This window comes from Pauljensenia sp. OF14-1SRA (assembly GCF_027694595.1).
Lineage (GTDB): Bacteria > Actinomycetota > Actinomycetes > Actinomycetales > Actinomycetaceae > Pauljensenia > Pauljensenia turicensis_B.
Genome location: NZ_JAQEVQ010000002.1, coordinates 129758 through 145072, shown reverse-complemented (window position 1 = coordinate 145072; position 15315 = coordinate 129758). Strand labels below are relative to the sequence as shown.

Annotated in this window: 12 protein-coding genes and 2 tRNA genes; 8 read left to right on the top strand and 6 right to left on the bottom strand. The window is 57.2% G+C overall.

Annotated elements, in window-relative coordinates; all coding sequences use genetic code 11:
* Window positions 1-128 precede the first annotated feature (128 nt).
* Window positions 129-1685, bottom strand: coding sequence for a CCA tRNA nucleotidyltransferase (locus PG731_RS02065; protein ID WP_270771921.1), 1557 nt, complete (start codon window positions 1683-1685; stop codon window positions 129-131).
* Window positions 1686-1908: 223 nt separating this feature from the next.
* Between PG731_RS02065 and PG731_RS02060 the strand changes: the two genes are divergently transcribed.
* From PG731_RS02060 to PG731_RS02025, 8 genes are all read left to right on the top strand, one after another.
* Window positions 1909-2433 carry an NUDIX hydrolase gene (locus tag PG731_RS02060; RefSeq protein WP_207760311.1) on the top strand — a complete coding sequence of 175 codons (525 nt, stop codon included), beginning with the start codon at window positions 1909-1911 and terminating at the stop codon, window positions 2431-2433.
* Window positions 2434-4686 (top strand): DUF6049 family protein, encoded by a 2253-nt coding sequence (locus PG731_RS02055; RefSeq protein ID WP_270771833.1) that lies wholly within the window; start codon window positions 2434-2436, stop codon window positions 4684-4686.
* Complete coding sequence (gene murJ / locus PG731_RS02050; RefSeq protein WP_442952637.1) at window positions 4683-6437, top strand: murein biosynthesis integral membrane protein MurJ; 1755 nt, start codon at window positions 4683-4685, stop codon at window positions 6435-6437. Before PG731_RS02055 ends, murJ begins: the two co-directional genes overlap by 4 nt.
* 30 nt (window positions 6438-6467) lie before the next feature.
* Complete coding sequence (locus tag PG731_RS02045) at window positions 6468-8015, top strand: hypothetical protein (RefSeq protein ID WP_270771832.1); 1548 nt, start codon at window positions 6468-6470, stop codon at window positions 8013-8015.
* 86 nt (window positions 8016-8101) lie between these two features.
* Complete coding sequence (gene trxB / locus PG731_RS02040) at window positions 8102-9142, top strand: thioredoxin-disulfide reductase (RefSeq protein ID WP_270771920.1); 1041 nt, start codon at window positions 8102-8104, stop codon at window positions 9140-9142.
* 101 nt (window positions 9143-9243) lie between these two features.
* On the top strand, window positions 9244-10329 hold the full coding sequence (locus PG731_RS02035) for a YeiH family protein (protein ID WP_270771831.1): 1086 nt from the start codon (window positions 9244-9246) through the stop codon (window positions 10327-10329).
* A gap of 158 nt (window positions 10330-10487) precedes the next feature.
* Window positions 10488-10919, top strand: a complete 432-nt coding sequence (locus tag PG731_RS02030) for a YchJ family protein (protein WP_270771830.1) — start codon at window positions 10488-10490, stop codon at window positions 10917-10919.
* Window positions 10916-11680: a phosphatase PAP2 family protein gene (locus PG731_RS02025; RefSeq protein WP_270771829.1), complete on the top strand. Its 765-nt coding sequence runs from the start codon at window positions 10916-10918 to the stop codon at window positions 11678-11680. The genes PG731_RS02030 and PG731_RS02025 overlap by 4 nt, the downstream gene beginning before the upstream one ends.
* A 181-nt stretch (window positions 11681-11861) precedes the next feature.
* On the opposite strand, the gene PG731_RS02020 is transcribed toward PG731_RS02025, so the two are convergent.
* From PG731_RS02020 to gyrA, 5 genes are all read right to left on the bottom strand, one after another.
* Window positions 11862-11934: transfer RNA gene (locus PG731_RS02020), tRNA-Ala, on the bottom strand.
* A 7-nt stretch (window positions 11935-11941) separates the two neighbouring features.
* On the bottom strand, window positions 11942-12079 hold the full coding sequence (locus tag PG731_RS02015) for a DLW-39 family protein (protein WP_006680601.1): 138 nt from the start codon (window positions 12077-12079) through the stop codon (window positions 11942-11944).
* 32 nt (window positions 12080-12111) lie between these two features.
* Window positions 12112-12185, bottom strand: a tRNA-Ile gene (locus PG731_RS02010).
* Between the two features lie 88 nt (window positions 12186-12273).
* Window positions 12274-12669, bottom strand: coding sequence for a DUF3566 domain-containing protein (locus PG731_RS02005; protein ID WP_195224631.1), 396 nt, complete (start codon window positions 12667-12669; stop codon window positions 12274-12276).
* Window positions 12666-15299 (bottom strand): DNA gyrase subunit A, encoded by a 2634-nt coding sequence (gene gyrA / locus PG731_RS02000; RefSeq protein ID WP_270771827.1) that lies wholly within the window; start codon window positions 15297-15299, stop codon window positions 12666-12668. The genes PG731_RS02005 and gyrA overlap by 4 nt, the downstream gene beginning before the upstream one ends.
* Window positions 15300-15315 lie beyond the last annotated feature (16 nt).

Genomic DNA, 15315 nt, shown 5'->3' with positions numbered 1-15315 from the left:
CCAACAAGAAAGTTGAGTGCCCCCGTCACATGGAAGATGGAATCCCTGTGCTTTTAAGCCGAGGTTGCACAGTGAAGACGCGTGGCCTAGACCTCGTAGTTCGCACTCAAACAGCAACTAGAGCGAAACTAATCCGCTGATGTTGGCACTGTCTCATCTGCCAACTCAGATTGTCGCTTCGCTTTCGCAGCAGCTTTCTTTGCTCGCTTTTGCGCAACAAGCGACTCCCAGTGCGCCTGCTGAGCCTGATATTCCGCTGCAATCTCGCGGATTTCTTCCGAAGACCACCAGTCGAGCAAAGCTGCCTTTGCCGCCTCTTCACCCATCGGGCCGTTCTCCAGACGCAACTCCATCAGGTAGTCGCGCGCGAGCTTGACCGCACGTGAGGGACGCAATCCCAGGATTTCCATAATCTGGTCACCATCCAAATCCGGGCGGATCGCATCCAACTCTTCCTGCTCGCGCAGAGCAACGATACGGTTTTCCAGATCGTCATAGGCGCTTGACAGCATCATGGCCTTACGACGATTACGCGTTGTGCAGTCAGCGCGGGTCAGACGATGAAGACGTTCAAGCTGGTCACCCGCGTCAGCAACATAGCGACGAACTGCCGAATCACTCCAGGCTACTTCCCCGTACCCGTGGAAACGCAGGTGAAGAGACACGAGCTTTTCAACCGCCTGGGTTGTCGCCTTGTCGAATTTCAGAGCGCGCATACGCTTACGCGTCATCTTCGCACCCACGATTTCGTGATGGTGGAACGAGACGGTCCCGTTCTTCTCGAAAACGCGCGTATCGGGCTTGCCCACATCGTGCATCAACGCCGCGAATCGGAGAATGAAGTCGGGGCCGGGCACTGGGCCATCCGGGCCGGTCTCCAACGCGATCGCCTGGTCGAGGACGGTCAGAGTGTGCTCGTAGACGTCCTTATGGCGATTGTGCTCGTCCACGGTTTCCACCAGCGTGGCGAGTTCCGGCAGGACAATCTTGGCAACTCCCGTGTGAACCATCAATTCGAGGCCCCGCCTAGGCCAGTGAGAAATGATCAGACGTTGCAGTTCGGCGCAAATTCGTTCTGCTGACACGATTTCAAGACGGGACGCCATTATTTCCATCGCATCCATGACATCCATGTCAACGTCGATGCCCAGTTGAGCGCTGAAACGCGCAGCACGCATGATCCGGAGCGGGTCATCGTCAAAGGACTGCTCAGCTGTCACCGGCGTACGCAGGCGCGAGGCCGCGAGGTCTTCCAAACCGTTGTGCGGGTCAACAAGCGTCATGGACGGCAGACGCATCGCCATCGCATTCACGGTGAAGTCACGACGGGTCAGGTCGCCTTCCAGAGTGTCCCCAAAGGCAACTTCTGGTTTGCGCGAACCGACCTCGTACGAATCCGTACGATACGTGGTGACCTCGACGACCAGATTCTTACGGCGTCCGCCGATCGTTCCGAATTCCTTGCCGATATCCCATACGGCGTCGCCCCACATGGCCAGGAGCTCTTCGGTCTTATCTGGGCGCGCAGACGTTGTCAGGTCAAAATCATGCGGGTCCACACCCAGAAAGGCATCGCGAACCGGACCGCCGACTAGGGCGATCTCTTCTCCTGCATCTTCAAAAACGCGTCCAAGCTCAAGAATCTCCGATGGCAAATTGGCGAAGGCATTTCGAGCATTCACCATCAGCGATGGAATATCGCGAGCAGAGATGTCCGCATATACGCGCGCGTGAGGGTGCGAGTTAGGCTGATTCGAAAGTGTGGTCTTTTCACTCATCACCCCTAAGCGTGCCATGTTTTGGCGAGAAACTGCCATTAAGAAGCGCGTGAATCTGGTGACGAGTCTGCACACAAGGGCGGTCTGTCACAAAACGTTGCCGTCGGGCAACTAAAGTGGACGTATGCCTATGCGTCCGACGAATCACAGACAGGGGGTCCCACGACCCCCGATTCGTCATACGCGCCAGCTTCATTCGTCAACATCGCATCTTCCCGTTTCATCCGAAACGTCGGCCGGTGGCATCGTCATTGACGTTGTGGATGGAATTCCCTACGCCGCGTTGATTGCCAGAAGGAATCGTTCAGGTCGCATCGAATGGTGTCTTCCGAAGGGGCACATTGAACCCGGGGAAACGGCCGAGCAGGCAGCTCTTCGTGAAGTAGCGGAAGAGACCGGTATCCACGGCCAAATTCTGACTCACCTGACCAGCATTGACTACTGGTTCTCAGGCAATGAACGCCGGGTTCATAAGGTCGTTCACCACTACCTGATGCAGTACGTTTCGGGCGAAATCACGGTTGAAAATGACCCTGATCACGAAGCGGAAGCTGCCGCATGGGTTCGTTTGAAAGATCTTCCTCACCAGCTCGCTTACCCGAATGAGCGTCGCATCGTTTCTCTGGCTCTTGATCTCCTCTATCGGGGGCAATAGATGAGGCACGGACTTTTCGCCCGTCGGCTCTTCGCCACGAGTATCCAAAGCGTCGCCCTAGCAACCGCGACCCTTGCCGGCCTTGCCATGGTTGGAAGCAGCGTGGTCGCACCGGCCTCGTTCGGCGATGAAACGGCAGGTGGAACGCAGGCAACTGTCCCGGACCTGTTTGCCAAATCGCAATCATCGAACGGCTTAACCGTGTCGATCAACCAGCTCAGCCCGAAGATTCTGACGAACGAAAGCGAGCTGGTTGTTTCGGGCACAATCACGAACACCGGTGATGAAGCGCTTTCCGCCCCTTTGCTGATGGTTTCGATGGCATTTGGTCCGGCCGATAGTATTCGTGAACTCGCTGATTCTTTGGATGCGTCGACGCGTCCTGGGCGTCTGATCAGCTACGAAGAAACCAGCGAGGACATTCCTGGCGGGCAGACCATCCCCTTCGAGGTTCATATTCCAGTTGATCGCCTCGACCTGTATTCGTCCTATGACTGGGGTCCGCGAGCCCTCGGCGTCGACGTTCTGTCGGGGGATCACAGTGGCGCGGATCGTACGATTTTTATTTGGGATTCCGGCCAGGAGGTCCAGCCGACGCAGGTGAACGCTGTTGTTCCGTGGACCGCGTCAAATTCAAGCAATACCGTGAAAGAGCGTTCGGCGATAACTGAGATTGCTCAGATTCCGGGTACGACGCTGGCTCTTGATTCGACGGTGATTCCGCGTCCAACTCGTGACACGTCGACTTCGAAGGCGGATGCTGATGGATTGTTCGCATCGAAGCTATTGGTGGCTGAACGTGAAATCATCGCGCTTCCCACGGGAGATGCCGATCCCGGCGTGGTTGCGTTGGCGGCAAACGATCAGCTGTCTGCGCTGATGTCCGCGTCGATCAAATCCTTTCCGACGTCGGTGGAAGCAGCTGGGTGGAGTGCAACCGGCGTCGCGATTGAGGGCGCGTCTGCCGACTTAGCCGAATCCAACCCGCAGAGCGCGACATCGCAGAGCTCTGACCAGTCAGGGGCTACCCAAACCCAGGGATCGCAAAGTGAGGCAAACGGTTCACATTCTCAGTCCTCGAACGAGAGTGCTGCGCAGAAGGCGTCAAAAACCCACGCGAATGCGACGATTTTGAAGAATGTGGAGTGGCCGAAAGCTGAAACGTTCAGTACGACCGGGCTGGCCTTGGCTTCCGATAAGGTGACGATCGCTCCGGGCGGTGCGTTGGATCCTGACCCCGAGGTGTCGTTTACCTCCCTTGCTCCCGTTGAAGTGAATTATTCGACGGGTGAAACGTCCACGCAGGGGGCGACAGATTCGACGGCGACTGTTCTTTCAACGAATAAAACGTTGAACGATCTGCTGAGTTGGGAAGTGTCAACGAGCTCGGACGCTCTTGATGTTGACCAGGCACTTGCTGGCGTGTCTGCGATTATTACGCGTGAGCGTCCCAGTGTGTCTCGAACGGTTGAGGTGACGGCGTCACGCACGTTGACCCCGTCTGCTTCGCTTGTTCAGCGTCTGAAGTCTTTGCTCCAACAGCGGTGGGTTGAGCCCACGTCGTTTAGCCAAATCGCGTCGTCGCAGGTGACTGACGTTGAGCGTTTCGTTGTCGGACCCGGTCAGCTGTCGGCTGAAACAAGCGCAGCGTTGACAACGCTTGGCGATGCACTGGCACAACTGAAGTCTTTTGCGGATTCAACGTCTGACCCGAAGGCGGTCAACGCGACTCTCCACGACGATATTTTGCCGACGGTGAATGCGTCGATCAGCGCCGATGAGCAGGTGACGCGCGCGTCCCAATTCAGCGCGAAGGTGTCGAACCTCCGCTCTCTGGTGTCACTGGTGCCTTCAGACACGGTGAATCTGATTAACAAGTCCGCGGATTTTCCGATCCGTGTTCGTAATGATTTGGCGTGGGACGTGAATGTGACGGTCACGATCAACCCATCCGATCCCAGGCTGAAGGTTCGCCAGTCCGCGATCACAACCATTCCTGCGCGAACAGTCACCGCGGTCAACGTTCCCGTGAATGCCATCGGTTCGGGCGATATTGAAGTGACCTACCAAATCAATACTGCCGACGGCACGCTTCTTACCATCTCGGATGACATTCTTGTCCGTATGCGTGCCGGCTGGGAAGATGCTTTTACTATCACGGTTGCGATTGCTTTTGGTCTTCTGTTTGTGATCGGCCTGGTCAGGTCGGTACGCAAGCGCCGTGCTGGGCGCGAAGAAGAGGAGAACAAATGACCGAGTCGAACTCTTCGGTTGAAGCGCCTCAGGAGCCTCGGAGCCGATCCATCCTGAGAGCCAGCGCGATCATGGCGTCGGGCACGATGGTGTCGCGAATCCTTGGGTTTGTTCGTTCGGCAATGCTTCTTGCTGCAATTGGAGCAGCCGGCGGTGGCGTATCTGCAGCCTTCCAAACGGCGAATACTTTGCCGAACACAGTCTTTAATCTTTTGGCGTCCGGCGTTTTTGATGCGGTTCTTGTTCCACAGATCGTTGGAGCACTGAAGCGAAAGCATGATGGTCAAACCTATGTGAATCGTCTGCTCACTCTTGCTGGGACGCTTCTGTTTATCGTGACGATCGTGGCGATGATTGCCGCTCCGCTGTTGGTTGTGATCACGGCAGCCGGCTACGACGCTCAAACTCGCACGTTGGCGATTCTTTTCGCTTTGCTCTGTTTGCCACAGCTGTTCTTCTACGGCCTGTACAACCTGCTGGGTGAGCTACTGAATGCGCGTGGCGTGTTCGGCCCATACATGTGGGCGCCGGTGGTGAATAACGTTGTTGGTATCGCCGGTTTGGGTGCATTCCTCTTTTTGTGGGGTGGCACCGAAGGGCGCATCAATGTCGAGGATCTTTCCGCGACACAATTCTGGCTACTGGGTGGGTCGGCGACGCTCGGCGTGATTGCTCAGGCGCTTGTCTTGTTCATTCCGATGAAACGATCGGGCGTTCATTTCAAGCCTGACTTCCATTTCCGAGGCACGTCATTTGGCTCCACGTCGAAGGTGGCCGGATGGACGTTCGCGACGCTGGGAGTCAGCCAGATTGGTGTCCTATCGACGAATAACTTGGCTGCTTTGGCCGATGCGTACGCGAAGACGCATGACGGTGTGCTCGTCGGTATTAACGCCTACGCAACCGCTTTCATGATTTTCATGGTTCCGCAGTCGCTGATCACGGTGTCGCTAACAACAGCGATCTTCACTCAAATGGCGCGGGCGGTCGCCGATGATGATGATCGTTCCGTGGCAGCGAGTTACCACCTGGGCGTCCAAACGATTACGTCCCTGACTCTGCTGGCGGCCGCGATCCTGATGGCTGGTTCCGTGCCGATGATGCAGATGGTTCTGTACTCAAAGACGAACCAGGAAGTGATCCTCGCGTATGCCTGGGTCCTTGTTGCTTTAATGCCGGGTGTGGCCTCAACGGGCATGGTCTTGATGAGTCAACGCGTTTTCTTCGCTTATGAAGACGTTAAACCAGTGTTCTTGATGGGTATTGGTCCGACCATTCTTCAGGTCATCGTCGGGTGGGGAATGTATGCGATGACGGGTGCCAAGTGGTGGGTTGTTGCCGCTGCTCTTGGTGAAACCTCGTGTCGCATTGTCCAGGGCGTGATTGCGGTGGCATGGGTGTCGCGTCGTAATTCCTACGTGGATCGTGCCTTGCTTTTGCGTTCCTACAGCGCGTTTGTGGTTTCTGCCGTGCTGGCGGCGCTGTCTTCATTCGGCGCATTAAAGCTGGTGGGAGTGCAGACCCAGACTTCATCGACCCTGCTTCGTTTTGGTGGCGCTTCGTTGAAGCTGATCATGGTTTCACTGGTCGCGTCGATTGTGTACATGGTTGTTCTGAGGCTGATTTCGCCGTCAACAAGCGCGCGCACGATCACTCCGCTACTTCAAAGGTTGCGAGTTCCACTGGTTTTGCGGCGCATCCTTGCCGCGCCAATACAGCCGAAATCAACTTCTTCAACGATAATGGACTGAGTTCTCGCACTTTTTCAACGGAGGATCCCCATGAGCACGGACGGCAAGCCCGATCACGATGAATTGTCGGATGGTACGTCCTCTGAAAACTCACCTACTCCTGCTTCGCTCAACCCTGAGTTGAGCGAAGCCGATCGCGAGACTGCTGTTGCGCTGGCCGCTGCTCTCCCCTCGTTCGACGAGATTCTGGCAGACCCTGAGTCTGATGATTCTGAAGCCGAAGATGGGGACGAGGCCGTGGTCGACTCTTTAGACGTCCAGCTTGATGAAAGCCACGATGACGATGCGGATTCACCCGAGGATGATGATGTGGTCGTTATCGATGAGCCTGAAGAGCCTGTCCTAGGCGAGCAGCCTGAAAGCATTGATCAGGATGAGGAGCGCGTCGAAGAAATCGATGATGCCTCTGATGGCGCCGACGATGCAGAGTCCGAACGGGATGAGGACGCTGAAGACGACACTGACGTAGAAGACCGTGAGTCGGGCGACGATAGTTCTGACGAATCGGAAGATGAAGAATCCGATACTGAAAGCGGCGTGGCGCTCACGGGTTTTGCTGGCCTGATCGCCACGATCAAAGCAAAGTTGTCCGCTTTGAAGACACCAGAAGCGACAGATGGCGTTGTTGAGTCTGGCGAAGACGGCGACCTCGACCAAGGCGCTCAGGACGAATCCGATGAAGATAATTCGTCCATACCTTCCGCCCCTGAAGAAGATCGGGGTAGCGACGACGAAGGCGGCCTCGTCGATAAGGAAAACGACGAGGGCGAAAAGGCTGACAAGACTGTCGCATCGAAGCACTTCACGGGCATTCCCCCGCTGGTGGCACCCGTTGACATGCCACCGGCACACGAGGCCGACGTGACGACTGACTTCCCCGGCCCGATTGTTGAGCGTCCCAAAGACCATCAGGCTCTTGTGGCCTCCGCGGGTGAAGAGGACCAGCCTCAGCGTGAACGAGGGCTGATTGATCCGACAAAGCCGACTCTTGTTTTTGCGGCTGTTTTGACTATTCTCGCTGCGATCTTCGGCACGATAGGTCTACTGAAACCCATTGGCTCGCCTGACTTGGCGCAGTCGCTCGCAGACGCACAATCGGCAAACCAAGCCCAATCCAACGAACAATCGGGAATGCAGGGAACGACTGCTCCGCTTGTTTCTTCCGTATCCGTTCTGTCTTGGTCAAACGATGACGGCGACCACCCGGACACTGCGGTCAACATGATTGACGGCGACCCATCGACCACGTGGCACTCGCGCTACTACGACACGAATTCTTTCACTGACGACAACACTGTCACCATCGTTATCAAGTTCTCTGCAGAAGCAACGGTTTCTCAGATCACGCTGAACATGGATCCGTCCACGTCCGGTGGTGAACTGGTCGTGCGCAACGTCACGGATGCCGATGCTCCTCGAAGTGGAACAGAATTGGCGCGTGGGACGTTGAGTCCTACAACGGAGATCACCCTTCCTGAACCCGTCACCACGTCGCAGATTGCTCTGTCCTTTGCAACCATGCCGACTTCGGTCGACGGTAACAACTGGGCATGGGTGAGCGAACTCAGCGTTCAGTAGCGATTCCCGCAAAGCACACTATTGGCTGATGAGATCAATAGGTGCCTGAAGCCTGGCACTCTTGGCGATCTTTTCGAAAGGTAATGATGGAATTTACAGTGATGTCTGACCTGCTGGCCGTGAACACGGTTGATACCGAGGTCGAGACCGTTTCGACCGAGCCGGCAACCCGCCCGTCTGGCGAGGTTCCCGCAGATGCAACCATTCACGATGTCATCATCGTTGGTTCTGGTCCTGCCGGTTACACGGCCGCGATTTACACGGCTCGCGCCGGCCTGAAGCCAATCGTGATCGCTGGAGCTCTCGCTGCCGGTGGCGCTCTGATGACGACGACTGAGGTTGAGAACTTCCCCGGTTTCCCCGAAGGTATTCAGGGGCCCGAGCTCATGGATAACATGCGTGAGCAGGCAGAAAAGTTCGGCGCGGACGTTCGCTACGAGGATGTCACCGCGGTGAACCTGTCAGGTGATGTGAAGGTTGTCGCCGTCGACGACGAATTGCTGTACGCGAAGGCTGTCATTCTGGCGACCGGGTCTGAGTACCGTCACATGAATGTTCCGGGCGAGGATTCGCTGTCAGGTCGCGGTGTTTCCTACTGTGCGACCTGCGACGGCTTCTTCTTCAAGGATCGTGTGCTGGCCGTTATCGGCGGTGGCGACTCTGCAATGGAAGAAGCAACGTTCCTAACGAACTTCGCCTCCAAGGTGTACGTCGTGCACCGTCGCGATGAGCTCCGCGCTTCGAAGGCGATGGCTGACCGTGCGAAGTCAAACCCGAAGATTGAGTTCGTGTGGAATTCGACCGTCGACGAGGTTCTGGGTAGCGACGAGGTCACGGGTCTGCGTTTGAAGAGCACCGTTGATGGCACGCTGTCCGACCTTGATGTCAATGGTGTGTTCGTGGCGATTGGTCACCTGCCACGCACGTCGTTCCTCGCTGCGGACGTCGCACTGGACGACGCCGGCTACATCGTGGTCGACGAACCGTCAACGCGCACCTCTGCAACAGGTGTCTTCGCCTGTGGTGACGCCGTTGATCACACCTACCGTCAGGCGATTACGGCTGCCGGCTCCGGTTGCCGCGCGGCCCTTGACGCCGAGCGTTGGCTGGCCTCGCTGGACGACTGATCATTTATCCATGATGAGTGAGCGCGTGCAACAGCGCACATCAAGGTAAAAACGAGCATTCGTCCCCTAAACTGCTCGGCTGGGCTCATACAGTTATCTGTATGAGCCCAGCTTCAGTTTCATCATCATCTGCTCCGACCCCTACGCCAGCCACGACGACTCAGTCTGGCTGGTCCGCCTCGTTGATGCGTATGTTGCCCGGCATCGCACTGTCTTTCGTTGCGGTCGGACTGGCATTGCTCATCAACCATTTTGTGCCGGCGCTGTCGGTAATGCTGGTGGCGATCATTCTGGGTGTTTTTCTGCGGAATATCGCACAGCTACCCGCGGTCCTGGATCCCGGTCTGGTTTTCACTTCCAAGCGTCTGTTGCGTGCTGGCGTTGTGCTATTGGGCCTACAGCTGGTGGTAGCCGATATCGTGGCACTGGGCGCTGGGATGATCGGTGTTGTCGTTGCGGTTGTCGTCTTGGGTATTGTGTCGACGCTTCTTGTGGGGCGAGCTCTACACCTATCGATCACGCAGACACTGCTGATCGCGGGCGGTTTCTCGATCTGCGGTGCGGCCGCTGTTGCCGCGGTTGATGGCGTTATTGAAGCTCAGGATCGCGAAGAGGTTGTCACCGCTATTGCGCAGGTCGTCATTTTTGGCACGCTGCTGATTCCGTTGATCCCGATTCTCGGCACGCTGTTCGGTTTGGATCCGCTGACCACTGGCTTGTGGGGTGGCGCGGCCACACACGAGGTCGCCCAGGTTGTCGCGATTGGCGGTGCTTTGGGAGATCCCGAGGCACTGTCTGGTGCGGTTGTTGTGAAGCTTGCTCGCGTGCTGATGCTCGCTCCCGTTATGGCGACGATCAGCATCTGGAGGCGTCAGAAGATGGCGTCGGGAGCTCAGATCCCCGGCATGGGTTCCGAGGGTGGCAAGCTTCCGCCTCTGATGCCACTGTTTGTCTTCGGATTCATCGTCATGGTCTTCGTGCGGTGGACCGGGATTGTGCCCGCGTCGTGGCTTGCGGTTCTGAAGATTATTCAGACGGCGCTACTCGCCTCGGCGATGTTCGCACTGGGCACGTCCGTGAAGCTGCGTGATTTTGCGTCCGTTGGCCCGAAGCCGTTTATTCTTGCTACCTCGACGACTGTCATTGTTGCTCTGAGTGGCTTCATCGGCGTGATGCTGGCGCACTGATTCTTCGCTTACCGTCAGCAGAGGGTCTCCACTACCGGCCCTCTTGCTGGCGTGGGGTGAGACCAATGTGGTCGCCCTCGTATATTGGTGAAAACAGCAACGGGCACACCACTGTCCTGTTCGCGCCTCGTAAAATCTGCCCGGGTAGGCTAATGCGTATGACGCTTTCTGACTTGCCACGTAAAGGCGTAGCATCCGCGCAGGGCCTCACACCCACTGACCCGTGCACCTGCGGTTCTTCCATCGCATTCGGCGCGTGTTGCTCCCCGATCCTTGACGGCGAGCCCGCACCCACCGCCGAAGCCCTCATGCGCTCGCGCTACTCCGCCTTCGTGCTGCGCAACGAAAACCATCTTTTCCGCTCGTGGCATCCGCGCACGCGCCCCGCTCCCCCCTACATCGACCCGCAGATAACATGGAACGGGCTCACCATCGTCGAAACCGTCACGGGCACCGAAAACGACCAGGACGGCATTGTCGAGTTCATCGTCGACTTCACTCACGCACGAGGCCACGACCGCCTGCATGAACGCTCCACCTTCACCAAGCGCGGTGGCCGGTGGGTCTATGTCGACGGGACGATGATGTGAACTCTCACGACACCCACACTGACCATATCGACACCGACTACATCCACCCCAAGCTCCGCGACCTTGTCCACTCAGTTGGGTTGGTCGGCTGGACGCGGATTATTGTCGGCAACTGGGCGATTCTCGGCGCAATCATCCTGGGCCTGTTCATTCACCTGAAGTCTATTGCGAACTTTGATCAGGCGGTTCTGAACTGGGTGCTCACGATCCGCATCGATGCGTTGACCGCGTTCATGAAAGCGGTGACCCACCTTTTCTCCCCGACTGTTTCCGTGATCGAAGCGGTCGTCCTCGGACTACTGATCTGGGCAGTCTCAAAGTCGTGGCGCTTCGGGCTGTTTATTCCCCTAGTGATGGCGGTGTCAGCGGTTGCAACGTCGCTGGTCAAGCTCGGTATCGAACGAGTCCGCCCACCGATTCCACAGCGCCTCGTCGTCGAACTTTCCCATTCTTTCCCCTCCGGTCACACCACCGCCGCCTCCGCTCTCGCTGTCAGTGCTGCTCTGCTTGCGTTGCACGCATGGGGAGTTTCGTCGATTGATGTCGGCATCGCAGACTCCCGCCTTTCACGGAATCGACGAGGCCGTGCCTGCCTGATCTGGATGCTCGCGATCTCATTAGTGGCGCTTGTGGCCACAACACGCATTTACCTGGCCGCGCACTGGACAACAGACATCATTGGTGGAGCGCTGATGGGATCAGGTATCGCACTGATCTTGGGAGGTCTTTTATTGACCCGCCACAGCGTTCACACACGCTAGACAGTGAACCATGTGACGACCATATGCGTAGCAGAAAAGTCATACGAGGCGACAAAAACGGCTCCCAAGAGCAAAACGTCGCCTGACACGACACAACCCGCATTCCACGTGTACGCCGTCCGGCGCCCAGTCCGCCGGCAACAAATGAAAAACCCGGCACCGAAATGTACCGGGGTATGTGTGGAGCTAACGGGACTCGAACCCGTAACCCCCTGCTTGCAAAGCAGGTGCGCTACCAATTGCGCCATAGCCCCAATGACATCAATCCTGGAAAGGATTGTCCGTCACGGACTTCCACAACTCTACATTGTCGGAGAGATCTTCGAGAATCTGTCGCACAACAATACCCGCTGCAACAGCCGTAGCCACCGCACTGAGTGCTGTGATCCATTTCTTCATTGGATCTCCGCCTTTCTTGCGATTGCGGAACGTGGGCCTAGATGGGCTCGAACCATCGACCTCAGTCTTATCAGGACTGCGCTCTAACCTACTGAGCTATAGGCCCAATCTGTGCCCTGAAGAGCACTCGATTATGTTACGCACACCCACCGTCCAACTTCAAATTGAATGGCGTGATGTAGCGCACCACACGATTATTCGTCCATCAAGGAAATCTTCACGCCACCCACCAGGGACGCGATGACGTTGTACAGCATGGCGCCAAGGGTCGAAATGGCGGTCAATAGAACAACATTCGCGACACCGGCAATGGTGGCGTAGGACAGAACCTTGGGAAGACGCAGGTAGTCAAGGAACGGGATGAACTTTTCGCCACCGATGGTCTTCATGAAGTCTTCGATGGTGGAAAAGACGTGCATACCGTCAACCATGAACCACAAGACAGCGGTTGCAATCACCATGGCAATGCCGAATGCGACGGAAAGAAGGAAGCTCACCTTCATTACCGTCCACGCATCGACTCGCGCGATAGCGATATCAACTCGACGAGGCGTGTCATTGATGGAATACATGCCGTGCGCGTCGCTCATTCGTCATTACCTTCCTGGGTGGACTCTTGCTCTGACGCTACAGCGTTATCAGCGCTTTCGTCAGCATTCGAAGAGTTTGTCGGCGTTTCATCACCTAAGCTGTCGGAGTCCTGAGATTCAGATTCGCCATCTTCATCATCAATATCGCGCTCCGGGTTCGGAGTGATCGCGATGATACGATCGTCCTCGTCCGGGCGAGCGAAGATGACGCCCATCGTGTTGCGTGCCGTTGGGCGAACGTCCGAGGCATTGACCTGAACCAGCTTGCCGGATTCGGTGATGACCATGACGTCTTCATCCGGATTGACCACAAGTGCACCAACAAGGCCACCGCGTTCATCAACGAGCTTGCCAACGCGGACACCCATCGTGCCACGGGACTTCGTTGGGTATTCCTCAACCGGAGTGCGCTTCGCGTAACCGGAGTCAGTGACGATCAACAGGTCCGTGCCCTCGCGCGGAACCTCCATGGACAGCAGTTCGTCGTCACCGCGGAATCTCATTCCACGAACGCCCGCCGTGGAGCGACCCATCGGGCGAAGCTGCTCGTCGGTGGCGACGAAGCGGACTGCCTGGCCATCACGCGAGACCAGGATCAGGTCCTGATCAGCGTTAATGACCTGTGCGGACACGAGCTCATCCGGGTTACCGGCCTCATCTTCACGCAAGTTGATGCCGATGATGCCACCGGTACGTGAGGACTCGTAGAGTTTCAGCGGAGTCTTCTTCACCAGACCGGACTTGGTTGCCAAGACAAGGTAGTCGGCGACCTCGTAGTCGCGGATAGCGAGAACCTGCGCGATGTGTTCCTCCGGCTGGAATGCCAGGAGGTTTGCAACGTGCTGGCCCTTGGCATCGCGACCGCCTTCGGGGATCTCATATGCCTTCGCACGGTACACGCGACCGAGGTTCGTGAAGAACAATAGCCAGTGGTGCGTGGTCGTGACGAAGAAGTGCTCGACAACGTCATCTCCGCGCAATTGCGTGCCACGAACACCCTTGCCACCGCGCTTTTGCGAACGGTAGTTGTCGGTGCGCGTACGCTTCGCGAAACCTTCGCGGGTGATGGTGACGACTACGTCTTCTTCGGGAATGAGGTCTTCCATCGACATTTCGCCGTCGAAGGGGACGATGCGCGTGCGACGGTCATCGCCGTACTTATCGACGATTGTCTGCAGTTCGCCCGAGATGATGGAACGCTGACGCGCCGGCGTATCGAGGATGTCCTGAAGATCGGTGACGCGCGCGGTCAGTTCGGCGTGCTCGTCCATAATCTTCTGGCGTTCCAGAGCAGCCAGACGACGCAGCTGCAGGGCGAGGATCGCGTCTGCCTGGACCTCGTCCACACCGAGCAAGTCCGTGAGGCCCTTACGTGCCTCATCGACAGTCGGCGAACGACGGATCAGCGCGATGACATCGTCGAGAGCGTCGAGTGCCTTGAGGTAGCCCTCCAAGATATGGAGGCGTTCTTGAGCCTTGCGCAGGCGGAACTGAGTGCGACGCACGATGACGGAAATCTGGTGCGTGATCCAGTGGCGAACGAAGCCGTCCAAGCTGAGCGTACGCGGAACACCGTCAACGATCGCCAGCATGTTGGCACTGAAGTTTTCCTGCAACGGAGTGCGCTTGTACAGGTTGTTGAGAACGACCTTGGCGACCGCGTCACGCTTTAAGACTATGACGAGGCGCTGGCCGGTACGACCCGAGGTTTCGTCACGGATATCCGCAATACCCTGGATCTGGCCGTCGCGAACCAGCTGAGCGATCTTGTCGGCAAGGTTGTCGGGGTTCACCTGGTAGGGAAGCTCGGTGACAACAAGGCACTGGCGTCCCTGAATTTCCTCAACGTTGACGACTGCACGCTGGGTGATGGAACCGCGACCAGTGCGGTAAGCGTCTTCGATGCCCTTGCGTCCGAGGATCGTGGCGCCGGTCGGGAAGTCCGGGCCGGGGATGCGCTTAATCAGAGCCTCAAGCAGTTCCTCGCGGGATGCTTCGGTGTTCTCGAGCGCCCACTGGATACCGTCGGCGACTTCTCGCAGGTTGTGCGGCGGGATCCTGGTCGCCATACCGACCGCGATACCTTCGGAGCCGTTAACCAACAGATTCGGGAAGCGAGACGGCAGAATGGTCGGCTCTTGGTTCTTGCCATCGTAGTTGTCCTGAAAATCGACGGATTCTTCGTCGATATCGCAGACCATTTCCATCGCCAAAGGCGCCATCTTACATTCGGTGTAACGGGGCGCTGCGGGACCGAGGTTACCCGGCGTACCGAAGTTACCCTGGCCGGCAACCAGCGGGTAGCGCAACGACCACCACTGCACCAGACGTGCAAGCGCATCGTAGATCGCGGCATCGCCGTGCGGGTGGTAGTTACCCATGACGTCGCCGACGACGCGGGACGACTTGGAGAAGGACGAAGTGGGTCGGTATCCGCCGTCGTACATCGCGTAGAGCACGCGACGGTGAACAGGCTTGAGACCGTCACGCACGTCGGGGAGGGCTCGACCGACGATGACGCTCATCGCGTAGTCGAGGTAGGAGCGCTGCATTTCTACCTGCAGGTCAACAGGCAGGATACGGTCGTAGTCGACAGCCGCGTCGGTTGTGTTGTTTAGCTCGTCGCTCACGTTTTTCCTTAAGTTT

Bases quoted from the DNA above. Each gene is read 5' to 3' on its own strand.
- PG731_RS02060 (WP_207760311.1), top strand. From the start codon at position 1,909: ATGCGTCCGACGAATCACAGACAGGGGGTCCCACGACCCCCGATTCGT.
- PG731_RS02045 (WP_270771832.1), top strand. From the start codon at position 6,468: ATGAGCACGGACGGCAAGCCCGATCACGATGAATTGTCGGATGGTACG.
- PG731_RS02055 (WP_270771833.1), top strand. From the start codon at position 2,434: ATGAGGCACGGACTTTTCGCCCGTCGGCTCTTCGCCACGAGTATCCAA.
- murJ (WP_442952637.1), top strand. From the start codon at position 4,683: ATGACCGAGTCGAACTCTTCGGTTGAAGCGCCTCAGGAGCCTCGGAGC.
- PG731_RS02015 (WP_006680601.1), bottom strand. From the start codon at position 12,079: ATGAAGAAATGGATCACAGCACTCAGTGCGGTGGCTACGGCTGTTGCA.
- PG731_RS02030 (WP_270771830.1), top strand. From the start codon at position 10,488: ATGACGCTTTCTGACTTGCCACGTAAAGGCGTAGCATCCGCGCAGGGC.
- PG731_RS02065 (WP_270771921.1), bottom strand. From the start codon at position 1,685: ATGGTGAATGCTCGAAATGCCTTCGCCAATTTGCCATCGGAGATTCTT.
- PG731_RS02035 (WP_270771831.1), top strand. From the start codon at position 9,244: ATGAGCCCAGCTTCAGTTTCATCATCATCTGCTCCGACCCCTACGCCA.
- PG731_RS02005 (WP_195224631.1), bottom strand. From the start codon at position 12,669: ATGAGCGACGCGCACGGCATGTATTCCATCAATGACACGCCTCGTCGA.
- trxB (WP_270771920.1), top strand. From the start codon at position 8,102: ATGGAATTTACAGTGATGTCTGACCTGCTGGCCGTGAACACGGTTGAT.